Annotated in this window: 21 protein-coding genes and 1 other RNA gene; 10 read left to right on the top strand and 12 right to left on the bottom strand. The window is 24.4% G+C overall.

The features are described 5' to 3' along the window. Positions 1 to 33 precede the first annotated feature (33 nt). A complete protein-coding gene (gene pth / locus D9V61_RS00965) occupies positions 34 to 567 on the bottom strand; it encodes an aminoacyl-tRNA hydrolase (protein WP_158339761.1) in 534 nt (177 codons plus the stop codon). A 182-nt stretch (positions 568 to 749) separates the two neighbouring features. After that, positions 750 to 1,361 (bottom strand): Fe-Mn family superoxide dismutase, encoded by a 612-nt coding sequence (locus D9V61_RS00960; RefSeq protein ID WP_158339383.1) that lies wholly within the window; start codon positions 1,359 to 1,361, stop codon positions 750 to 752. A gap of 219 nt (positions 1,362 to 1,580) precedes the next feature. On the opposite strand from D9V61_RS00960, the gene rnt reads away from it, so the two are divergent. Next, entirely contained in the window at positions 1,581 to 2,234 is a 654-nt protein-coding gene (gene rnt / locus D9V61_RS00955) for a ribonuclease T (RefSeq protein WP_158339382.1), read from the top strand. Between the two features lie 147 nt (positions 2,235 to 2,381). Here rnt and grxD read toward each other — a convergent pair whose 3' ends face one another. After that, complete coding sequence (gene grxD, locus D9V61_RS00950) at positions 2,382 to 2,708, bottom strand: Grx4 family monothiol glutaredoxin (protein WP_158339381.1); 327 nt, start codon at positions 2,706 to 2,708, stop codon at positions 2,382 to 2,384. Positions 2,709 to 2,840: 132 nt separating this feature from the next. Between grxD and ssrA the strand changes: the two genes are divergently transcribed. Beyond that, positions 2,841 to 3,203: a transfer-messenger RNA gene (gene ssrA / locus D9V61_RS00945) on the top strand. 37 nt (positions 3,204 to 3,240) lie between these two features. Here ssrA and D9V61_RS00940 read toward each other — a convergent pair. Both D9V61_RS00940 and nadK read right to left on the bottom strand, forming a co-directional pair. Continuing rightward, a complete protein-coding gene (locus D9V61_RS00940; RefSeq protein WP_158339380.1) occupies positions 3,241 to 3,546 on the bottom strand; it encodes an outer membrane protein assembly factor BamE in 306 nt (101 codons plus the stop codon). A 144-nt stretch (positions 3,547 to 3,690) separates the two neighbouring features. Continuing rightward, complete coding sequence (nadK, locus tag D9V61_RS00935) at positions 3,691 to 4,569, bottom strand: NAD(+) kinase (protein WP_158339379.1); 879 nt, start codon at positions 4,567 to 4,569, stop codon at positions 3,691 to 3,693. Here nadK and grpE point away from each other — a divergent pair. After that, entirely contained in the window at positions 4,558 to 5,205 is a 648-nt protein-coding gene (grpE, locus tag D9V61_RS00930; RefSeq protein WP_261979463.1) for a nucleotide exchange factor GrpE, read from the top strand. The genes nadK and grpE overlap by 12 nt on opposite strands. Positions 5,206 to 5,216: 11 nt before the next feature. Here the strand turns inward: grpE and ung are convergent, their stop codons facing one another. Continuing rightward, positions 5,217 to 5,876 carry a uracil-DNA glycosylase gene (gene ung, locus D9V61_RS00925; protein ID WP_158339759.1) on the bottom strand — a complete coding sequence of 220 codons (660 nt, stop codon included), beginning with the start codon at positions 5,874 to 5,876 and terminating at the stop codon, positions 5,217 to 5,219. 84 nt (positions 5,877 to 5,960) lie between these two features. Between ung and D9V61_RS00920 the strand changes: the two genes are divergently transcribed. Further along, a complete protein-coding gene (locus tag D9V61_RS00920; protein ID WP_158339378.1) occupies positions 5,961 to 6,554 on the top strand; it encodes a peroxiredoxin in 594 nt (197 codons plus the stop codon). A 115-nt stretch (positions 6,555 to 6,669) separates the two neighbouring features. Here the strand turns inward: D9V61_RS00920 and D9V61_RS00915 are convergent, their stop codons facing one another. After that, positions 6,670 to 7,398 carry a DUF2076 domain-containing protein gene (locus D9V61_RS00915; RefSeq protein WP_158339377.1) on the bottom strand — a complete coding sequence of 243 codons (729 nt, stop codon included), beginning with the start codon at positions 7,396 to 7,398 and terminating at the stop codon, positions 6,670 to 6,672. 253 nt (positions 7,399 to 7,651) lie between these two features. On the opposite strand from D9V61_RS00915, the gene gyrA reads away from it, so the two are divergent. The 4 genes from gyrA (at position 7,652) to yfaE (ending at position 13,985) form a co-directional block, all read left to right on the top strand. Next, entirely contained in the window at positions 7,652 to 10,153 is a 2,502-nt protein-coding gene (gyrA, locus tag D9V61_RS00910) for a DNA topoisomerase (ATP-hydrolyzing) subunit A (RefSeq protein WP_158339376.1), read from the top strand. A 91-nt stretch (positions 10,154 to 10,244) separates the two neighbouring features. Further along, positions 10,245 to 12,530 (top strand): class 1a ribonucleoside-diphosphate reductase subunit alpha, encoded by a 2,286-nt coding sequence (gene nrdA, locus D9V61_RS00905; protein WP_158339375.1) that lies wholly within the window; start codon positions 10,245 to 10,247, stop codon positions 12,528 to 12,530. Positions 12,531 to 12,589: 59 nt separating this feature from the next. After that, on the top strand, positions 12,590 to 13,720 hold the full coding sequence (nrdB, locus tag D9V61_RS00900) for a class Ia ribonucleoside-diphosphate reductase subunit beta (protein ID WP_158339374.1): 1,131 nt from the start codon (positions 12,590 to 12,592) through the stop codon (positions 13,718 to 13,720). Between the two features lies 1 nt (position 13,721). Further along, positions 13,722 to 13,985 carry a class I ribonucleotide reductase maintenance protein YfaE gene (yfaE, locus tag D9V61_RS00895; RefSeq protein ID WP_158339758.1) on the top strand — a complete coding sequence of 88 codons (264 nt, stop codon included), beginning with the start codon at positions 13,722 to 13,724 and terminating at the stop codon, positions 13,983 to 13,985. A gap of 32 nt (positions 13,986 to 14,017) precedes the next feature. Here yfaE and pta read toward each other — a convergent pair whose 3' ends face one another. Next, positions 14,018 to 16,138, bottom strand: a complete 2,121-nt coding sequence (gene pta, locus D9V61_RS00890; RefSeq protein ID WP_158339373.1) for a phosphate acetyltransferase — start codon at positions 16,136 to 16,138, stop codon at positions 14,018 to 14,020. 45 nt (positions 16,139 to 16,183) lie between these two features. Next, positions 16,184 to 17,401, bottom strand: coding sequence for an acetate kinase (locus D9V61_RS00885; RefSeq protein ID WP_158339372.1), 1,218 nt, complete (start codon positions 17,399 to 17,401; stop codon positions 16,184 to 16,186). Between the two features lie 80 nt (positions 17,402 to 17,481). Here D9V61_RS00885 and nadE point away from each other — a divergent pair, with 80 nt between their 5' ends. Continuing rightward, on the top strand, positions 17,482 to 18,288 hold the full coding sequence (nadE, locus tag D9V61_RS00880) for an ammonia-dependent NAD(+) synthetase (protein ID WP_158339371.1): 807 nt from the start codon (positions 17,482 to 17,484) through the stop codon (positions 18,286 to 18,288). 6 nt (positions 18,289 to 18,294) lie between these two features. Here nadE and sirB1 read toward each other — a convergent pair whose 3' ends face one another. The 3 genes from sirB1 to prfA form a co-directional block, all read right to left on the bottom strand. Next, the gene (gene sirB1 / locus D9V61_RS00875) at positions 18,295 to 19,104 is read right to left on the bottom strand and encodes an invasion regulator SirB1 (protein WP_158339370.1); all 810 of its coding nucleotides are present in this window, start codon (positions 19,102 to 19,104) and stop codon (positions 18,295 to 18,297) included. Between the two features lie 162 nt (positions 19,105 to 19,266). After that, a complete protein-coding gene (gene prmC, locus D9V61_RS00870) occupies positions 19,267 to 20,091 on the bottom strand; it encodes a peptide chain release factor N(5)-glutamine methyltransferase (protein ID WP_158339369.1) in 825 nt (274 codons plus the stop codon). Beyond that, complete coding sequence (gene prfA, locus D9V61_RS00865) at positions 20,088 to 21,173, bottom strand: peptide chain release factor 1 (RefSeq protein ID WP_158339368.1); 1,086 nt, start codon at positions 21,171 to 21,173, stop codon at positions 20,088 to 20,090. Before prfA ends, prmC begins: the two co-directional genes overlap by 4 nt. A gap of 231 nt (positions 21,174 to 21,404) precedes the next feature. Between prfA and ispE the strand changes: the two genes are divergently transcribed. Further along, complete coding sequence (gene ispE / locus D9V61_RS00860; RefSeq protein ID WP_158339367.1) at positions 21,405 to 22,271, top strand: 4-(cytidine 5'-diphospho)-2-C-methyl-D-erythritol kinase; 867 nt, start codon at positions 21,405 to 21,407, stop codon at positions 22,269 to 22,271. Positions 22,272 to 22,303 lie beyond the last annotated feature (32 nt).

The raw sequence follows: 22,303 nt of genomic DNA, 5'->3' as shown, positions 1-22,303 counted from the left end.
ATATACCTTAAAAATAGAAGAGATTTTATCTAATTAAAATCTTAAAATATTTGAAATAAAATTTTCTTTTATTGCATGTAAAATTGATTTATGAATTAATTTTTTCTCTTCTTCTGTAGGAATTGATAACACAAAAGAAGCTATTTGATTACGATGTATTGGACGACCGATACCAATTCTCAGTCGATGAAAATTAATTTTCTTGTTAAATACATTAACAATATTTCTCAAACCATTATGTCCATTATGTCCATAGCTATATTTTAATTTTATAATTCCAGGCTGAAGTTCTAAATCATCATGAACTATTAATATTTCACTTAAATGAATATTATAAAATGAAGCCATTTTAAAAATTGACTGACCATTTAAATTCATAAATATATCAGGTATAAGAAATCGAATATCATTTGAATCTATATCAAAAAAAGAAGTGAAACCAAAAAATTTTTGTTCTTTTTTAAAATTCTTTAAATAATTTTCTGCTAAAGAATATAGATACCAAGAACCCGCATTATGACGTGTATTGTGATATTCTATTTTGGGATTAGATAATCCAACTATCATTTTAATAGTATTCAAAAAATATCCTTTAATCTTAACATCATTATGTTAATATTTTATAAAATAAAAAACATATAATATAAATTATATGTTTTTTAAAAATTATACGAAAAAATTTAGAATAAAATCAATAAAATTGATATGTAATCAATATAAAAAAATGTTATTCTAAGAATATAAATAAATTATTTTTGTAAACGATCAGAAGCTTCTTCCCAATTCACAACGTTCCAAAAAGCTTTAATATAATCTAATCGTCTATTTTGATATTTTAAATAATAAGCATGTTCCCAAAGATCTAAACCAATTATAGGATAACCATAAGTATTAGATATTAATTTACCCATTAAAGGATTGTCTTGATTAATAGTAGAAACTATAGATAAAACACCATTTTGATTCACTAACCAAACCCAACCCGATCCAAAATGATTTAGTGCTACTGATTCGAATTGTTCTTTAAACCTATCAATTGTACCAAATTGTTTTTCTATTTCTATTTTTAAATCATTTGTTAAAACTGTTCCTAATTTTAAACTTTTCCAAAAAAAACTATGATTTATATGACCACCTGCATTGTTACGTAACAAATTCTTTTTTTCTAAAATAATCTCATTAAAAATAGACATTAATTCATCGATAGATAATGAAGAAAAAGTTGTTTTTTCTAAAATAGCATTAGTATTGTTAATATAATTTTGATGATGTTTAGTATGATGAATTTTCATGGTTTTCTCATCAAAAAACGGTTCTAATGCATTATATGAATAAGGTAAAGAAGGAAGAATATAACTCATTTTATTTTCCTCAAAATAGTGATAATAAAATTATGAGATTGTTTTTAAAAAATATTAAATTAATAATTTAATCTTAAATATTCTTATAAATTATAGTACACTTATTAAATCATTCACAATAATCATAATACATATTTTTAAAGTATCTATAATTAAAATCATAAAAATATAAAAAATTAACTATATTAAACAAAAAAATATTTTAAAAATGAGATTTTGATGTCTACAACTCAAGAATTCAATTTATTAAGCAACAGGTTTCGTACTTTTTATCCTGTTGTTATAGATATTGAAACTGCAGGATTTAATGCAAAGACTGATGCAGTATTAGAAATTGCTATAATAACATTAAAAATGGATGAATCAGGGTGGTTGCATAAAGAAAACACATTACATTTTCATATAGAACCATTTAAAGGTTCTATAATAAACTCTGATGCAATAGCATTTAATAAAATTGATCCATTCAATCCATTACGTGGTGCAATTAGTGAAAAAATAGCAATTCAATCTATATTAAAAATGGTACGAAGGGGAATTAAAATACAAGGATGCAGTAAGGGAATTGTTGTAGCACATAATGCTAATTTTGATCATAATTTTTTAATGGCAGCAATTCAAAGAGTAAAAATAAAAAACAATCCTTTTCATCCATTTGTTACATTTGATACAGCAGCATTAAGTGGATTAGTTGTTGGTCAAACTGTATTATCTAAAGCATGCAAAGCTATTGGTTTATCATTTGATAATCATCAAGCTCATTCTGCACTTTATGATACTTTACAAACTGCTAATCTTTTTTGTGAATTAGTAAATCGTTGGAAACGTTTAGGTGGATGGCCTCTTAATTTAGAAAAAAATAATAATATATAAAATAAATATTTAAAAATAATTATATTATATATTTAATAATTTTTCAAAATTAGAAAAAGATATGACATATTTAATAAATATTAAAAATATTATTTAATGTCATATCTAATTTTCTATATATATTATAGATCTACCTTTTTTAAATAACTATATTTTATATTTTTTTACTGTCTTTGATATTAGTTCTTTCAATTGACCATTTTCTAACATTTCAAGTATAATACTACAACCACCAATTAATTCACCATCCACCCATAATTGAGGAAATGTCGGCCAATTTGCATATTCTGGTAATTTATTTCTAATTTCTACATTTTCTAAAACATCTACATATGCAAACTTTTCACCACAAACTGACAAAGCTCTTACTGCTTGTGCAGAAAAACCACAACTAGGAGACTCAGGAGTTCCTTTCATATAAATTAAAATAATATTATCTTTAATTTGTTGTTTTATTTTTTTAATAATACTCATATTGATTTCCATTTTTAAAATTTACAAAAAATATATATTTAAATTATTTAAATAAAAATTTTATTAAAATACTATAAAATATTTCATAGACAAACTTATTTTTTTTTGCAATACTACAATTTTAGAATAAAAGGGGCTGTTTTTGGATTTGACAAAATTATCAACAAAGTAAAGTGCATGCCGAGGAACGGTTTGCCTCGATAAAAGCCGTAAAAAAATAATTGCAAATAATAAACAAAACTACGCTTTAGCAGCTTAAAAAACTGTATTAAGCCCTTTCTTCTCAGCCTCCCTCTTAGGACGAGAAAAAAGAAAGGTCAAAAAAAGAGAAAAACGTGAAAATCAAGCTTGACGATGACACGCAGTAATTTTTCAAGCTATATACCTAAAATGTGTTTTTCCAAATTAGATTATGAATATAAAAAAGAAAAACTAAGCATGTAGTACTTTATTCGTCGAGATTTTGGACGCGGGTTCAAATCCCGCCAGCTCCAAAATATTAATATAAAATTAAAATATTTATTTTAAAAAACTATGTAATATTAAATTTCTCAACTTTATTATCTTTAAAATATAAATTTAACATTACTTTTGAAGAAGTATTATTATTTTTTAAATCATATAAATAATAATGATACACATCACTAAAAGAATCTGAAATAATTGGCATACCAAAGATATAAACTATTTGTTTTCTAGTCATGCCAACATAGTTTTGATTTAAAATATTCTTATTAAAGTATATTTTATCTAAAAAATTAGAATTTTCTTTTTTATCTAAAACTGAACAACTAGAAAAACAAATAACTATTAATAGTATTTTAATATAATTATTCATCATAATATCTTATTATAGTTTACATAAAAAAAACAATTAATACTCTTTATTCATATCCTACAATGTTTTTTGTTAATAAAAAATATCAATTATTCAAAAAAAATATTTTTTTTATTAAATTGATGATCTTTTATTCTATATAGTCTAAAAAAATTTTTTAGACCAACTTAACTTAGAAGTTAAATTTTTAAAATAATTATAACTTTTAGGATGGATAAGATTTAAATAATAACAACTTCGACGAATAAATACACATTCGCCTTTTTTTATTGTTAAAATAATTTGACTATCACAGCTTATTTTTAAATTATTTTGAATATTAGAGAATTTTAAACAAATTATACTATCGCTATGAATTACTAAAGGACGAGCAGATAAACTGTGTGGAAACATTGGCACTAATACAATTGCATCTAAAGATGTCGCTATAATTGGTCCCCCAGCCGACAGTGAATAACCAGTAGAACCCGTGGGCGTTGAAACAATTAATCCATCTGCACGTTGAGCAAAAGAGAATTTATTATCAATATAAACCTCAAATTCTATCATATGTGCTAATTTTTTTGTATGTAAAACTACTTCATTAATAGCTATACTAGATCTCGAAATCATTTGTTTTTGACAAACTTGTGCATCTAATAAAAATCGGTTTTCTAATAAATAATTTCCAGATAATACCTCTGATAATTTTTTCAAGCCAGTATCAGGATTTAAATCAGCAAGAAAACCTAGATTACCTCGATTTATTCCAATAATTTTAATATTATAGAATGATAAAACACGTGCTGCACATAATAAATTACCATCTCCTCCTATAACTACTGCTAAATCACAAGATTGACCAATTTCAATTAATGTAGCAGTATTAGGATTATTTAATTTTAATTCTTTAGCAACAGTGCATTCAATAAAAACTGTGTAACCATTTTTTATCAACCACTTATAAAGAGTCTTATGTGTTATTAATGCACTCGCATGACGCGGACGCCCAACAATACCTATACAAGTGAAATGTTGCTTCATTACATAAAAATTCCTAATAAAAATAATGTATATTATATTATAATAGCAAACAGTCTTGAAAGATTAATTATAAGGTTTATAATAGCTTCATTATTAACATTTAAAATGGTAAGATTTATGGAAAATCAAGAAAAACAAGAAAATTCAATTGATATAATTTCTCTTGAAAACAAAAAAATAGATGCATTGAAATTAGAACTAATTAAAAATCAAAAAAAAATAAACGATATTGAATTACGCAAGTTAGCAAATATAGAAAATATCAAAAAAAACACCATAGAAAAAATAAAAAAAATAAAACAAACAGAAATTGAAAGATTTTTAAAAACAGTAATTCCAGTAATCGATTCTTTAGAAGATATCTTAATATTATCTGATAAATTAAATGTAAAAGATAAGCCTTTAATAAAAGGAATTGAACTTACATTAGAATCTTTATTAAATATATTATATAAATTAGGTGTAAAAACTGAAGGCAAAAAAAATGAACTTTTTAATCCTGAAATTCATAAGTCAATTTCAAAAGAACTATCAGATAATACACAACCTAATCATATCATATCTATTAGTAAAAAAGGATTTACTTTTAATAAAGTATTATTAAGAAAAGCAGAAGTTACAATTTCTAAAAATTAATATTCCCATTTTTAAATTAAAAACCAGTTAATTGGCTCTTTTTTATTTTGAAGTAGTATTTTATTAGTTAAAGAAAAATGTTTACATCCGAAAAAACCTCGATATGCTGATAATGGAGAAGGATGAGACGCTTTTAATACATAATGATTATTTTTATCAATTAAATTACATTTTTTTTGTGCATCATTCCCCCATAACAAAAAAATAATAGAATTTCTATGCAAGTTAATTGTAGAAATCACTTTATCAGTAAAAATAGTCCATCCTATATTACTATGTGATTTTGGTTTTCCTGATTCAACTGTTAAAATAGTATTTAATAAAAAAACACCTTGATGGGCCCATCTTTCAAGGCATCCATGATTAAATTTATATTTTTTTTTAAAATCGCTATTTAGCTCTTTATATATATTCTTTAAAGAAGGTGGTATAATAGAATTTTTCGGTACAGAAAATGATAAACCATGTGCTTGATTTTTAGAAAAGTATGGATCTTGTCCAAGAATAACAACTTTAATATCATTAAAATTAGTTAAAATAAAAGCGTTAAATATATCTTTTTGATCTGGATAAATTATTTTATTTAAACGTTCTTTTTTAAGAAATTTAATTATATCAATAAAATATTTTTTTTTTTCTTGCGATAAAACATCTTTCCAAGATGGAATTATATTCATTTTTAATTTCCATTTTTAATAAAAATTTAACAATAATTTTATTATACTATTTATTATTATAACATTATAGGAAAAAAAATGGTTTTAGTCACACAAAAAGCACCTAATTTTATAGCACCTGCAATTTTAAAAAATAATCAAATTGTTGAACAATTTGATCTTAAAGAATATGCTAATGGTCAATCAATCGTACTATTTTTCTGGCCAATGGATTTTACTTTTGTATGTCCATCTGAAATTATAGAATTTAATACACTATATGCAGAATTTAAAAAAAGAAATGTAAAAATTGTAGGTGTATCCATTGATAATGTTTTTGTTCATCAAGCATGGCAAAATACATTAATTAAAAATGGTGGCATTGGGAAAATAAACTTTCCTATGGTATCTGATATAAAACATAATATTCAAAAATCTTATGGAATTGAACATCCAAATCTTGGCATAGCACTGAGAGCTTCTTTTTTAATTGATTCTAATTGGACTATACGTCATCAAGTTGTAAATGATTTGCCATTTGGACGCAATATAAAAGAAATGATAAGAATGGTAGATGCTATAGAATTTCATAATAAATTTGGAGAATTATGCCCTGCTAATTGGGAAAAAGGGAAAAAGGGTATGAAAGCTTCTTCGGAAGGAGTTGCTGAATATTTAAGCAAATATTCTTAAAATAAAAAATTAAAGTCAGCAAAAAAAAATATTTTATGCTGGCTTTATTTTGTGACCTTTTTTATAAAAAATAAAATATTAAATTTTTTTATATTACAATTAAAGAAATACTTTTTTAAATAAAATGACTATCATCAAAATCAATATCATCTGAATCATAAACATCATTGTTTATAGTTTCTAAATTTGATTCGTTACTATTAGTATCTGATTCATCAGATTCGTAATTTATTAAATTATTATTAGAATTATGATGATTTAAAAGATCATCTTCTCTATGCGATTCTAAAGATGATTTATTAACAGTATCAAATATATCTTCTTCTGGTTTAGTATGACTAAAAACATTCATTAACATATTTCCTAAAATCATACCTCCTGCTACACCTGTTGCTGTTTGTAACGCACTGCTAAGAAAACTACTACTTCTATTGCTACTATTTACTGTTGGTAGTGGTTGAGTTGTTGGTAATATGGTTGCATTAGAATGACCAGACGAAGAAATATCTCTTTTTTTTCTCCATAAATCATTATCATTAGATTCCATTTGAGCAGTAGGCTTTTTTTTAAAAAAACCAGATAAAAAACTTGATTTTTTATTTAATTCTTCTGTATTTAATTCTTTTATTCTTCTTTTTAATTCTTCAATTTTCATGTTCATTTTTTTTATGGCTGTTTCTTGAATTAATATTGTTTGAACCATATAATAAGAAGAAGCAGGTTGTTTTTTTACTAAGTTTTGAATTAGATCATCTGCTAAATGATCTCTTTCACAAGAGTTTAGTTCGGTTTTTTTCAAACGATGAAATAAATTTTCTATTAAATTTTTTTCTTCATCTTTCATAATAAAATCTCATTTTAAAATCAAGTTAATAAACTATTATATGTTTAATCAGTATTTTTTAATACTTTTAATGTAAAATTATTATTTTTTTATAATAATACTTTCATTTTAAATAAACAATATAAAAAAATATTTTTTTATTATAATAAAGTTATTTATCATCAAGAATGTCTTTCTTATATGCATCTAATAGTTTAATTATGTTATACTTTTATACTTAATTCGATTGTTTTAATAAAGAGATAAAAGTTCTATGAAAGATCCTGCACGAGAAATCATACAGGTCAATATTGAAGAAGAGCTAAAAAGCTCTTACTTAGACTATTCTATGTCTGTAATAGTTGGCCGAGCTTTACCAGATGTTCGAGACGGTTTAAAACCTGTTCACCGAAGAATACTTTTTGCAATGTATATATTAAATAATGATTGGAACAAATCATATAAAAAATCTGCTCGTGTAGTAGGTGATGTTATAGGAAAATATCATCCACATGGAGATTCTGCTGTATATGATGCTATAGTTCGTATGGCTCAAAAGTTTTCATTACGCTATATGCTTATAGATGGTCAAGGCAACTTTGGTTCTGTAGATGGAGATTCTGCTGCAGCAATGCGATATACAGAAGTTCGAATGTCTAAAATAGCTCATGAGTTATTAAATGATTTAGAAAAAAATACAGTTGAATTTTTACCCAACTACGATGGAACTGAATATATTCCAGAAATATTACCAGCAAAAATACCAAATCTTTTAATAAATGGTTCATCAGGTATAGCTGTAGGCATGGCTACAAATATTCCACCGCATAACTTGCATGAAGTGATTAATGGATGCCTAGCTTATATTGATAATAATAATATTACTCTACAAGAACTAATGAAACATATTCCAGGTCCAGATTTTCCAACAGCTGGAATAATCAATGGAAAATCAGGAATAGAAGAAGCTTATCGTACAGGAAAAGGAAAAATTTATATTCGAGCACGAAATAAAATTGAAAAAAATAAAAAAAATAAAAAAGAATCTATTATATTTGATGAAATACCTTATCAAGTAAATAAATCACGTTTAATTGAAAAAATAGCAGAACTAGTAAAAGACAAAAGAATCGATGGGATTACAGCTTTACGTGATGAATCTGATAAAGATGGAATGAGAATTGTTGTAGAAATTAAACGAGAAACTATTTCTGAAATAATTTTAAATCAATTATATTCTTTAACTCAATTAGAAATATCTTTTGGCATTAATATGGTCGCTTTATGCCAAGGACAACCAAAAACATTATCTTTAAAAGAAATATTAAAAAATTTTTTGTCTCATAGACAAGAAATAATTATAAGACGTAGTATTTTTGAATTAAATAAAATGCGTAATCGTATTCATATTCTTGAAGGATTAAATACCGCTTTAATAAATATTAATATAATTATTAAAATAATAAAAAATGCAGAAAATTCAATAGATGCAAAAAATTTAATAATTAAAAAAAAATGGATATCTGAAAAAATAAAAACATATAATTCTTTAGAAGAAAAAAGTTATTTATTTAAAAAAAATGAATGTTATTTTACTGAAAAACAAGCACAAGCTATATTAGATTTACGTTTACATAAACTAACTAATTTAGAACAAAAGAAAATTATTATAGAATACGATGATTTGACAAAAAAAATTAAAGAACTAAAAGAAATACTCGAAAATCCTAACCGTATGTTTAATGTTATCAAATCAGAGTTATTATTAATAAAAAATAATTTTAGTGATAGAAGACGAACTGAAATTACTGAAAATCACACTGATATTAATATTGAAGATCTAATTAACCAAGAAGATGTAGTAGTTACACTATCTCATTCAGGATATGTAAAATATCAACCTCTTTCTGATTATAATGCTCAAAGACGGGGTGGAAAAGGAAAATCCGCTGCGAAAATAAAAGAAGAAGATTTTATAGAAAGTTTAGTAATTGCAAATACACACGATACTATATTATGTTTTTCTAGTCGAGGTATTTTATATTGGATGAAAGTTTATCAATTACCAGAATCTAGTAGACATGCTAGAGGAAGACCAATAGTTAATTTGTTACCTTTAAGTCCTAAAGAAAGAATCACAGCTATATTACCAGTACATGAATATAAAGATAATCTAAATATTTTTATGACCACTGCACATGGAATAGTAAAAAAAAGCGCATTAAATCAATTTAAAAAACCTAGAATTGCAGGAATTATTGCTATCAATTTGCATGCAAATGACGAGCTTATTGGAGTTGCTTTAACTGATGGTAATAATAATATTATGCTATTTACACAAAATGGTAAAGTAGTTCAGTTTTTAGAAAAAAGTGTTCGAACTATGGGTAGAACAGCATCTGGAGTCAGAGGAATTAAAATTAAAAAAAATGATAAAGTTGTTTCTTTAATTGTACCAAAAAATAAAGGAAGTATTTTAATAGCGACAAAAAATGGATATGGTAAACGTACAAAAATTACTGATTTTCCTATAAAATCACGTGCTACTCAGGGTATTATCTCTATTAAAATTACAAAAAAAAATGGAAAAATAATTGGAGCAATACAAGTTGTAGAAAAAGATCAAATTATGATGATTACTAATGCAGGAACATTAGTTAGAATTAGGGTTTCTGAGGTAAGAGTATTAGGAAGAAACACACAAGGTGTAATATTAATAAGAACTTCAAAAAATGAAAAAGTTGTCGCTTTGCAAAAAATTGTCGAACCTATATAAAAAATACATTTCTCTATATATAGATCTCTAATCTAAATTAATAATTTTAAAAAATACATTTTTATACTCTTTATAATAAGTTAAATTCATTATGAAAAATAGTTTGTTTGTCACTAAGCGTGATGGAAGAAAAGAAAAAATAAATTTAGATAAAATTCATAAAGTCTTAAATTGGGCATCCGAAGGACTAGATGACATATCTGTATCACAAGTCGAATTATGTTCTCGAATTCAATTTTATAATAATATTACTACTATTAATATTCATGAAACTATTATCAAAGCTGCTGCTGATCTCATTTCACAAGATACACCAGACTATCAATACATGGCTGCAAGATTAGCTATTTTTCATCTTAGGAAAAAAGCGTATGGTCAATTTAAACCACCTCATCTATATGATCATGTAAAAAAAATGGTTCTTTTAGGAAAATACGATAAAAATTTACTAAAAAACTATTCTTATGAAGAATTTTTACAAATGAATTCTTTTATTAATCATTGGCGAGATATGAACTTTTCATATGCAGCTGTAAAACAGTTAGAAGGAAAATATTTAATACAAAATCGTATCAGTGGTCAAATATATGAAAGCGCCCAATTTTTATATATTTTAATATCTGCATGTTTATTTTCTCAATATCCAAAAAATATTCGAATGAATTATATTCATCGATTTTATAATGCTATTTCTACTTTTAAAATTTCGTTACCTACACCAATTATGTCTGGAGTTAGAACTCCTACTCGTCAATTTAGTTCTTGTGTTTTAATTGAATGTGCTGATAACTTAAATTCTATTAATGCTACAACTAGTTCTATTGTTAAATATGTTTCTCAACGTGCTGGAATTGGTATTAATGCAGGACAAATTCGTGCATTAGGCAGCCCTATTAGAAATGGAGAAGCATTTCACACAGGTTGTATACCTTTTTATAAACATTTTCAAAGTGCTGTAAAATCTTGTTCTCAAGGAGGTGTAAGAGGTGGAGCTGCAACTATTTTTTATCCAATATGGCATTTTGAAGTCGAGAATTTATTAGTTTTAAAAAATAATAGAGGAATTGAAGAAAATAGAGTACGTCATATAGATTATGCAATTCAAATTAATAAATTAATGTATCAAAGAATGTTATCAGGAGATCAAATAACGTTATTTAGTCCTTCGGATGTTCCTAACTTGTATGAAGCATTTTTTTCTAATCAAAAAAAATTTGAAGAAATGTATATTCAGTATGAAAAAAATAAAAAAATAAGAAAAAAAACAATTAAAGCACTAGATCTATTTTCATTGATGATGCAAGAAAGAACTTCTACTGGACGTATTTATATACAAAATGTAGATCATTGCAATACACATAGTTCATTTAATCCTCAATTATCTCCAATAAGACAATCTAATTTATGTTTAGAAATTACATTACCTACTAAAGCATTAAATGATATTTATGATACAAATGGAGAAATAGCACTTTGTACATTATCAGCTTTCAATTTAGGAGCTATTAAAGATCTAAATGAATTTAAAGAATTATCGATATTATCTGTACGTGCACTAGATGCAATATTGGAATATCAAAATTATCCAATATTAGCAGCTAAAAAATCAGCGATTTCTAGACGTTCTCTAGGAATTGGTGTTATTAATTTTGCTTATTATTTAGCTAAAAATAAAGTACGCTATTCAGATGGAAGTGCAAAAAACTTAACACATAAAACTTTTGAAGCAATGCAATATTATCTATTAGAAGCATCTTGTGAATTAGCAAAAGAAAAAGGACCATGCTCTTTATTCAATCATACTAATTATTATTTAGGAAAATTGCCAATAGATACATACAAAAAAGATATTGATAATATATGTAATGAACCACTTCATTTGGATTGGAATTTATTACGTTATAAAATTAAAAAATATGGTTTAAGAAATTCAACATTATCTGCTTTAATGCCTTCAGAAACATCTTCTCAAATATCTAATGCAACAAATGGTATTGAACCACCAAGAGGTTTTATTAGTATCAAAATTTCAAAAGATGGAATATTACGCCAAGTTGTTCCTGAATATAAAAAATTAAAATCACAATATGAATTACTTTGGGATATACCAAATAATACAGGATATTTACAACTAGCTGGTATTATGCAAAAATTTATTGATCAATCTATTTCAGTAAATACTCACTATGATCCAAAAAGATTTTTAAACAATAAAATTCCTATGAAGCAACTTCTATATGATCTTTTATTATCATATAAACTTGGTTTAAAAACACTATATTATCAAAATACTCGAGATGGTTCTGAAGACCATCAAAATATTATATCTAAATCTATAACAGAAGATATTTGTGAAAGTGGTTCATGTATTATATAAAACACATATTTTTTTAAAAATATATATTAAAAAATTAAATTTATTATTAGGTATCATATATGTCTTATACAATTTTTTCAAAAAAAAAAAATAATCAACTTAAAGAACCTATGTTCTTTGGACAACCTGTAAACATTTCTAGATATGATCAACAAAAATATAATATTTTTGAACAACTAATTGAAAAACAGTTGTCATTTTTTTGGAGACCGGAAGAAATAGATTTATCACGAGATAGAATAGATTTTCAAAACTTACCCGATAATGAAAAACATATTTTTATTAGTAATTTAAAATATCAAACATTACTTGATTCTATTCAAGGACGCAGTCCTAATATAGCTTTTTTACCAATTATATCTATTCCTGAATTAGAAACATGGATTGAAACATGGTCTTTTTCTGAAACTATTCATTCGCGTTCTTATACTCATATAATTAGAAATATTGTTAATTCTCCGTCTTTAGTATTTGATGATATTATTTCAAATAAACACATTAATGATCGTGCTCAAAATATTTCTATCTATTATGATGAATTAATCAAAATAACGAATTATTGGCATTTATTAGGTGAAGGTACTCATTTAATAAATGAAAAAAAAATTCATATTAATTTAAACTTACTAAAAAAAAGATTGTATCTATGTTTAATAAGTGTGAATGTTTTAGAAGCAATTAGATTTTATGTTAGTTTTGCATGTTCATTTGCGTTTGCAGAAAGAGAATTAATGGAAGGAAATGCAAAAATTATCAGATTAATAGCACGCGATGAAGCATTACACCTAACAGGAACTCAACATATTTTAAATCTTTTAAGTAATATAAAAAATGATGAAAATATGGAAGATGTAATATTAGAATGTAGAGAGGAAGCTATGAATATATTTGTTTCAGCTGCACAACAAGAAAAAAAATGGGCTGAATATTTATTCCAAAACGGTTCAATGCTCGGATTAAATAAAGATATCCTTTGTCAATATATTGAATATATTACAAATATTCGTATGCATACAATAGGTTTCAAAATGCCTTTTAAAAAACAATCCAATCCTATTCCTTGGATTAACCATTGGTTAACTTCTGATAATATACAAAATGCGCCCCAAGAAACAGAAATCAGTTCTTATTTAGTTGGTCAGATTGATTCAGAAGTATCTGATTATGAATTTAAAAAATTTAAACTATAAAATGAATCATACTATTATTAAAATAATAAATATTAAAAAAAAAATTATTTATAAAAAAAACATCTCACTATTATTAATTTTAAAATTAAATAAAATTAATATAGAATATCAGTGCCAATCTGGATATTGTGGAATGTGTAGAATTGAATTAGTTAAAGGAAAAATATTTTATTTAATAAAACAGCCTATGGCTGCTTTATTTAAAGAAACAGAAATATTTCCATGTTGTTGTAAACCAAATGGAAATATTGTAATTAAAATTTAAAATACATATTCTTATAGCATAAAAAGTATAATTTACTGAGATTGAATAGATGTTAATGCGATAGTATACAAAATATCTTCTACTGAAGCACCTCGTGATAAATCATTTACTGGTTTTCTTAATCCTTGTAACATTGGGCCAATAGAAACTATTTTTGCAGAACGTTGTACTGCTTTATAAGTTATATTACCAGAATTTAAATCTGGGAAAATAAATACATTTGCAGCTCCTGAAATTGGAGAATAAGGTGATTTTAATTTAGAAACTCGTTCTGAAACTGCTGCATCATATTGTATAGGACCATCAATAATTAAATCAGGTCGTTTATTTTTAACAATCAAAGTAGCTTTTTTTACTTTTTCTACTTGGCATCCAAATCCAGAAGAGCCAGTCGAATAAGACAACATAGCAATACGTGGTTCTATTCCAAACATTTTTGCTGAATCTGCAGATTGAATTGCAATTTCTGATAATTCTTCTGCAGTTGGATTAATATTAATAGCACAATCACCATAAATTACAACTTGACTTGGTAATAACATAAAAAAAACAGATGAAACTAATAAACTCTGAGGATGAGTTTTGATAATTTGTAATGCCGGACGTATAGTATCAGATGTAGTATTTACTGAACCAGAAACTAATCCATCTACTTCATTAGATTCTAATATTAAAGTTGCTAAAACATTATTATCTTCTAATTGTTTTTTAGCAGTAAATTCATTTATACCTTTTTCTTTTCGGATTTCTAGAAAACGTGAAAGATATTTCTTTCTTATTAAAACAGGATTAATTATCTCAATATTTTTATTTAAATTAATCCCTTCATTATTTGCTATACTATAAATTTTTTTTGGATCTCCTAACAATACACATTGAGCAATGTTATAATTACAACATATTGAAACAGCTTTTAATATACGAATTTCATATGATTCAGGTAATATAATACGTTTATTTCTTTTTTTTGATAATAATTTTAAATGATAGCAAAATTCTTTTGGAGAATATTGTATACCATATTTGTATTTTTTTTTAGAAACTATAAGAGAAGAATAAGAAAAAAAACTAGAAATATATTCTTGTAATTTTCTAATATATAGAAACTCTTTTGAATTAATATTAAAATTAAAAAATTGCAATTGAGATAAAATCTCTATTGTGCTTTTTTCTGTATAAAAAATAGAAATAGATTTTTGAATTAAGACATTACATAAAGAAATAAGATGTTTTTTTGATTTTAATACTCCTGTCAAAATAACACATTGAATTTGATTAGCATTAAAATTTAACACATCTATAAAAATATCAATACGACTAAAAGAAATTATTATCAAAGTATTTGAATATTTTTTATTTAACATATTTAAATAACTTTCATCAAATATAATTATTTCTTCTATAATATGAGTTTTTTTTTGTATTAAATTAATACATTCTAAATTTAAAAAATTTAAAATATCTCTTACATATGTTATTATCAATCTTTTATTCCAAGGAATGCAAGCTATGATTGGAAAAAAATTATTTTTAAATTTTTGATTGGGAATAATTACTTCTGTTTTATTTGTTATTTTTTTTAAAAGTGTTAATTTTTTTATAAAATTATATTTTTTTTCTATAAAAGGAGAATTAATTTTATTAAAAATTACACCTAAAATATTTTTATATTTTTTTTGTTTTAAAAATAAATTTATGTTTTTTTCTTTTTTTTGAATACATTCTAAAGAAGTATTTTCTAAATTTGATATAAATATTACTTCTGCATTTAAATTTTGAGCAATATCGTAATTAATTGTCTCAGAATTAATGCTATAATTATTATTTATTCCTTCAATTAAAATAACTTCGTATAAAAACTTGTTATTATGACATTCGTCCATAATTTTATTTAATAAAGATAAATATTCAGAGGAATTTAAAAAAACTTGAGAGAAATCTATATTTTCTGATATATGTACAATGTTTGAAAAATATTTTTTAATAATTAATGATGTATCATCTAATGATTTTTTTATACAAGAAAAATATAATATCGATTTAACTGATTTCTTTTCAAATTTATTTTTATCAAAAAAATAAATCATACTTAAACTTATAGTAGTTAAACTAACATCTTTATCTAAGGGAATTAACATTATAATACGTGACATAATTATCCTATTATGACATATCAATATAAAACACTAAAAAAATAACTATTTTTTATTAAGAATATTATTAGTTTCTTGAGCTATTGCTAATTCTTCATCTGTCGCAATAACAAAAACTGGACGAGAAGGATATTCAGTAATTAATCCAGATTTACCTCTTATCATAGATAAATTAAATTCAGAATTAATTTTAAAACCTAATATAGATAAACTAGAAAGAGTCAATTCTCTAATTAAAGGTACATTTTCACCGATTCCACCAGTAAAAATTACAGCATCTAAACGATTTTCCATTAAGCTCATATAAGAAGCAATATACTTAGATAAACGATGACAAAAAACATCTACTGATCTTTTAGCATGTTTTTTAAAATAATAATTTTTTTCAAAATAGCGAAAATCATTGCTAATACCACTTAAACCTAATAATCCTGATTTTTTATTTAAAATTATTTCAATTTCATTAATACTCAAATTAAGATTTTTATTCATAAAAAAAATAATTGAAGGATCTAAATCTCCACTTCGAGTTCCCATAACTAATCCTTCTAAAGGAGTTAATCCCATTGAAGTATCTACGCATATTCCATTACAAATAGCGGAAATAGAAGCTCCATTACCTAAATGACATGTTATAATATTTAAAGATTTAAATTTTTTATTTAACATGATAGACGCTTGATAAGCAACATAATTATGACTGGTACCATGAGCACCATAACGTCTAATACCATATTTTTTATAAAAATTATAAGGTATTGCATATAGAAAAGAAGTTTCAGGCATTTTTTGATAAAAAGACGTATCAAAAACTGCTACATTTTTTCTTGATAAACTAGGATATTTTTCTATAATTATTTTGATACCGATTAAATTAGCCGGATTATGCAACGGAGCGAACGAGACAGCATCTTGAATACATTTAATAACATCGTTATTAATTAAAGTTGATTTTTTTATTTTAGCACCTCCATGTACGACTCTATGACCTATACCTATTAAATTTTTTAAAATGTCTTCTTGTTTTTTTAAAACTTTATCTATAATAAAATTTAAAGCATCTTCATGACTAACGTTTGAACCTATTTTTTTTTTATATTTTACTCCTAAACACTGCCATTTTATATATGTTTCTGATAAAAATAAACATTCTACTAAACCAGATAAATATTTTTTTTTGTTATTGGGATTTAATATCGCAAATTTTATAGAAGAACTACCACAATTTAATACAAAAATTAAATTATTCAATTTTTTATCCATTTTTTATTTTAAGAACATTAAAAAGTACATTCAGTATTTAATATATAAATATTTAAAACTTTTAAAAATTAGGAAAATTTATGACACTTCAAAAAAAAATTATTAAGTTACTAGGAGTAAAACCTACAATTATACCAGAAATAGAGATAAAAAATTGTATTGATTTTTTAAAAAACTATTTACTTAATCATGTTTTGCTAAAATCTTTAATAGTTGGTGTTAGTGGAGGACAAGACTCTACATTAACTGCAAAATTATGTCAAATAACTATTGAAAAATTGAGAAATGAAAAACAAGACATGACTTATCAATTTATCGCATTACGTTTACCATATGGAATTCAATCTGACGAAAAAGACTGTCAAGATGTAATTAATTTTATACGTCCAGATCAAGTATTTAATGTTAATATTAAAGAATCAGTTTTAAGTAGCGAAAAATCTCTAAAAAAATCAGGGATTATTATTTCAGATTATATTAGAGGAAATGAAAAAGCTAGAGAAAGGATGAAAGTACAATATAGTATTGCTGCTATAAAAAATGGTCTTGTAGTTGGAACAGGACATGCAGCAGAAAATGTCACTGGATTTTTTACAAAATATGGAGATAGTGGAACAGATATAAATCCTATTTCTAAATTAAATAAACGACAAATTCAATTATTATTAAAAAAATTAAATTGTCCAAAACATCTATATTTAAAAAAACCAATGGCAGATTTAGAAGACGAACATCCACAACAAGATGATGAATCTATTTTAGGTGTTACATATAATATAATTGATTCTTATCTAGAAGGAAAAAAAATAGATCTCACTAGCCAAAAAATTATTGAAAGATTATACTTGAATACGTTACATAAACGTAATTTACCAGTTACACAATAAATAATTTTAATGTAATATAATTTTTTTTTGTTCAATAGAGTGAATTTGAATTTTAATAATTTCACTAATCGGATCTTCAGGACAATGTTCTACAAAATAAATTAAATCTGTTAAAGCAACATGATTACATTCTAATTGAGCATATATTAGTCCTCTATCACGAATTTCATATGGATCATTTGGATTAATCTTTAGCAATAAATTTGTAACATTTAATGCTAATTCCATTTTTTTTTCTTCCATTAATGCAGATTTTAATGTATCTAACATTTTTCGAACCACAGTAATGGATTCAGATTTATACAAATCATTTTCATATAATTCTGCTGTTGGACTAATATTGCCTTTTAACCAAACTTCTAACGTATGTTGATCTAGTATTTCTCCATTAAAGGGATTAATAAACCATTTTTTTTCGTTGATCCAATCTGCTCTTAAAATTAGTTGAGTAGGAAACACCACAGGATTTAATGGTAACTTCAATTCTTGAGCAATATGTAAAAAAAGAATACCTAAAGATACTGCAGTACCTTGTCGTGTTTTTAATACATTATCAATCCATAGTACATCTGAAAGTTTATAAATACCACTTGCACCACCAAAATTCCAGTGGGTATAGAATAATTCTAATAACTTTTCTAATTGGCGATTAGGTTCAGTTTCAGATGAAATATAAGATTTAGCTTCTTTTATTCTACTTTTCAATTCAGATATAACACAATTTGCAGAAAAATCTTCTCGAATAGCTTGAGAAGCAATAATAATAGATTCAAAAAGTGATAATTTAGAAAAATCAATATTAGAAAGAGATTTCATATTATTAGTAATAGTAATATTTTTTTTAAATTAATAATAAAGATCAAAAGGTATAAGTTTTATATAATTAATCTAATTTATATTAAAACATAACATTTTTTTATTTTTATTAATACAACATTTTTTATTTTATAAAATTTTAAAAATGTTATATTTTTTTGATTATATTTTTCCAACTGTCACACGATCGTTTCCTCCATAATCTTGATAAGATTCTATTTTAAAAAAATTATATTTTTTGAATAAATACTGAACCTGCATTTTTTGTTGCCATCCATGTTCTATTAACAACCAACCTCCACAAAATAAATAATTTTTTGCATTTTTTATTATTTTTTCAATATCAGATAGTCCATTATTATCAGATAAAAGGGCATCAAATGGTTCAAAAAAAATATCTTTTTTAAGAAATATCATTTCTTTTTTGCTAATATATGGTGGATTACTTACAATAATATTAAATTTTTGATTTATATTTGAAAACCAATCACTAAAAAAGAAAGAGACATTTTTAAAGTTTAATTTATTTGCATTAATGCGAGCTATTTCAAGAGCCTTTTCCGATTTATCAATACCAATAATATTCCAATCGGAACATATGCTTGCTAAAGCTAAAGAAATAGCTCCACATCCAGTACCCAAATCTAGAATCAAAGCAGAATTGCTGTGAACTTTAGTTAATACTTGTTCTACTAAAATTTCTGTATCAGGTCTTGGAATAAGAGTATCATATGAAACACATAAAGACAAAGACCAAAACTCTTTTTCTTTTATTATATAGGCTATAGGTTCTCCTAAAGATCTACGATCAATTAAATAATTTAAATATTTATATTGTTTTTGAGTTAATTCAATATTGTCAGTACTAATTATACAACTTCGTGTGCGTTTTGAAACATAACTAAGTAAAAATTCAGCTTCATATTTAGGATTATCAACACAAGATAATTTTTTAATAGATTTTTTTATCCATTTTTTAATATTCATAGTTCTGATTGGGATAAAGAAGAAAGCATATCTGCTTGATATTCTTGTATTATTGGATCAATAAGTAAATCTAATCTTCCTTCTAATACTTCATCTAGTTTATAGATAGTAAGATTAATTCTATGATCTGTAATTCTATTTTGAGGAAAATTATATGTTCTATTTCTATCTGATCGTTCACCAGTACCTAATAAAATTCTTCTCATAGAAGAATTTTCTTGATGATCTTGTTCTAGTTTAGCAGCATAAATACGTGCTGATAAAATAGACAAAGCTTTTGCTTTATTCTTATGTTGTGATCGTTCATCTTGACATTCTACCACGTGACCAGTTGGAATGTGAGTAATTCTAATGGCTGAATCAGTAGTATTAACATGTTGTCCCCCTGCACCAGAAGAGCGAAAAGTATCAATTTTTAAATCAGAAGAATTAATTTCTTCTTTTTCAGTTTTTGGTATAACAGGCATAACAGCAACAGTGCAGGTAGATGTATGAATTCTCCCCTGTGATTCTGTTTCTGGTACTCTTTGTACACGATGACCACCTGATTCAAACTTTAGACGACCACATGCACCTTTCCCTGTAATTTTTGCAATTATCTCTTTAAATCCTCCTTTTTCACTTTCACTAGTATTCATTATTTCTACTTGCCATGAACAGTATTCAGCATATCGTACATACATTCTAAATAATTCACCAGCAAAAATAGAAGATTCATCTCCACCTGTTGCTGATCTAATTTCAATAAAACAACTATGTTTATCATTAGGATCTTCAGGCAATAATAATTGATTAATTTTTTCTTCTAATATTTTCTTTTTTTTATTTAAAAAACATAACTCTTCTTCAGCCATATCTTGTATTTCTATATCATTTAATAAAATATTAATATTTTTAATATCAATTTTTAATTTTTCCCATTGAATAAAATATTTTACAATTTTAGAAAGTTTTAAATATTCTTTAGATAAATTTTTCAAATTTTTTCGATCTGAAATCACATTTTTCTGAGTAAGCATAAATTCAATTTCTTGATAACGATTTCGTAAAGATTTTAATTTATTTAAAATGGAATTATTCATGAAATCCTTTTTATTTATCAGTATCTTTGAAAAATAATTTTTAATTAATATTAAACAATGTATTATTAATATAATTAAAAATAAAATAAAATATTTTTTTAATAATTTTTTTAAAATATAAGAATTAGAATTCTTATAATACAACGATTATATCATTTTCAATATTTTCATTGTAATTTTAATAAAAAGTAATATAAAAAAAATATTTTAAATTAATAAATGAAAATTAAAATGATTCATACATGGTTATCTCCTGCAAAAATTAATCTATTTTTATATGTAACAAGTGCACGTAAAGACGGATATCATAATATACAAACATTATTTCAATTTCTTGATTATGGTGATACATTAAAAATAATTCCTAATAAAAAAGGTAACTTTCGATTATTCACTACAAAAAAAAATCTTTTAGATGTAAATAATAGTATTATTATTGCTGCTAAATTATTAAAAGAAAATGCACTATTTCATGGTAAATTACCTAATTCTAATTATGGTGCAGAAATATTTTTAAAAAAAAAGATACCTATAGGTAGTGGATTAGGCGGAGGTTCTTCTAATGCTGCAACTACTTTAATTGTTTTAAATAAGTTATGGAAAACAGAATATACGTTACAAGAACTAGCTACATTAAGTCTTAAAATAGGCGCAGATGTACCTGGTTTCATTATGGGAAAAACAGCTATTATTGAAGGAATAGGGGACATAATATATCCTATTATAAAAAAAGAAAAATGGTATCTAGTTGTATATCCTTATATCAATGTTTCAACAAAAAATATGTTTTCTAGTCCATTTTTAATCCATAATACTCGTAAAAAATCAATCACAGAATTATTAAGATTACCTTTTAGTAATGACTTCGAAAATATAGCAAAAAAAAAATTTATTGCAATACAAAAATTAATTACCATCCTATCTTCATATGCACCTTCTCGAATGACTGGTACAGGATCCTGTGTTTTTTCTGAATTTAATAATAAAAAGTCTGCTCAAAAAATTTTTTCTTTATTACCTAAAAATATGCAGGGATTTATAGCAAAAAGTGTTAATATTTCACCATTACATAAAGCTCTTTATAAAAAAATATTTTAATATAAATTAATTTTTTTAAATATTAATAATCA

It is taken from the genome of Buchnera aphidicola (Acyrthosiphon lactucae), from assembly GCF_005083565.1.
Taxonomy (GTDB): domain Bacteria; phylum Pseudomonadota; class Gammaproteobacteria; order Enterobacterales; family Enterobacteriaceae; genus Buchnera; species Buchnera aphidicola_AH.
The sequence above is the reverse complement of the archived record's forward strand: the minus strand, read 5'-3'. Positions and strand labels throughout refer to the sequence as shown.

Bases quoted from the DNA above. Each gene is read 5' to 3' on its own strand.
- pta (WP_158339373.1), bottom strand. From the start codon at position 16,138: ATGTCACGTATTATAATGTTAATTCCCTTAGATAAAGATGTTAGTTTA.
- pth (WP_158339761.1), bottom strand. From the start codon at position 567: ATGATAGTTGGATTATCTAATCCCAAAATAGAATATCACAATACACGT.
- grpE (WP_261979463.1), top strand. From the start codon at position 4,558: ATGTTGCTTCATTACATAAAAATTCCTAATAAAAATAATGTATATTAT.
- nrdB (WP_158339374.1), top strand. From the start codon at position 12,590: ATGTCTTATACAATTTTTTCAAAAAAAAAAAATAATCAACTTAAAGAA.
- nrdA (WP_158339375.1), top strand. From the start codon at position 10,245: ATGAAAAATAGTTTGTTTGTCACTAAGCGTGATGGAAGAAAAGAAAAA.
- D9V61_RS00885 (WP_158339372.1), bottom strand. From the start codon at position 17,401: ATGGATAAAAAATTGAATAATTTAATTTTTGTATTAAATTGTGGTAGT.
- nadK (WP_158339379.1), bottom strand. From the start codon at position 4,569: ATGAAGCAACATTTCACTTGTATAGGTATTGTTGGGCGTCCGCGTCAT.
- sirB1 (WP_158339370.1), bottom strand. From the start codon at position 19,104: ATGAAATCTCTTTCTAATATTGATTTTTCTAAATTATCACTTTTTGAA.
- grxD (WP_158339381.1), bottom strand. From the start codon at position 2,708: ATGAGTATTATTAAAAAAATAAAACAACAAATTAAAGATAATATTATT.
- ispE (WP_158339367.1), top strand. From the start codon at position 21,405: ATGATTCATACATGGTTATCTCCTGCAAAAATTAATCTATTTTTATAT.
- prfA (WP_158339368.1), bottom strand. From the start codon at position 21,173: ATGAATAATTCCATTTTAAATAAATTAAAATCTTTACGAAATCGTTAT.
- D9V61_RS00920 (WP_158339378.1), top strand. From the start codon at position 5,961: ATGGTTTTAGTCACACAAAAAGCACCTAATTTTATAGCACCTGCAATT.
- D9V61_RS00940 (WP_158339380.1), bottom strand. From the start codon at position 3,546: ATGAATAATTATATTAAAATACTATTAATAGTTATTTGTTTTTCTAGT.
- yfaE (WP_158339758.1), top strand. From the start codon at position 13,722: ATGAATCATACTATTATTAAAATAATAAATATTAAAAAAAAAATTATT.
- rnt (WP_158339382.1), top strand. From the start codon at position 1,581: ATGTCTACAACTCAAGAATTCAATTTATTAAGCAACAGGTTTCGTACT.
- D9V61_RS00960 (WP_158339383.1), bottom strand. From the start codon at position 1,361: ATGAGTTATATTCTTCCTTCTTTACCTTATTCATATAATGCATTAGAA.
- D9V61_RS00915 (WP_158339377.1), bottom strand. From the start codon at position 7,398: ATGAAAGATGAAGAAAAAAATTTAATAGAAAATTTATTTCATCGTTTG.
- gyrA (WP_158339376.1), top strand. From the start codon at position 7,652: ATGAAAGATCCTGCACGAGAAATCATACAGGTCAATATTGAAGAAGAG.
- prmC (WP_158339369.1), bottom strand. From the start codon at position 20,091: ATGAATATTAAAAAATGGATAAAAAAATCTATTAAAAAATTATCTTGT.
- nadE (WP_158339371.1), top strand. From the start codon at position 17,482: ATGACACTTCAAAAAAAAATTATTAAGTTACTAGGAGTAAAACCTACA.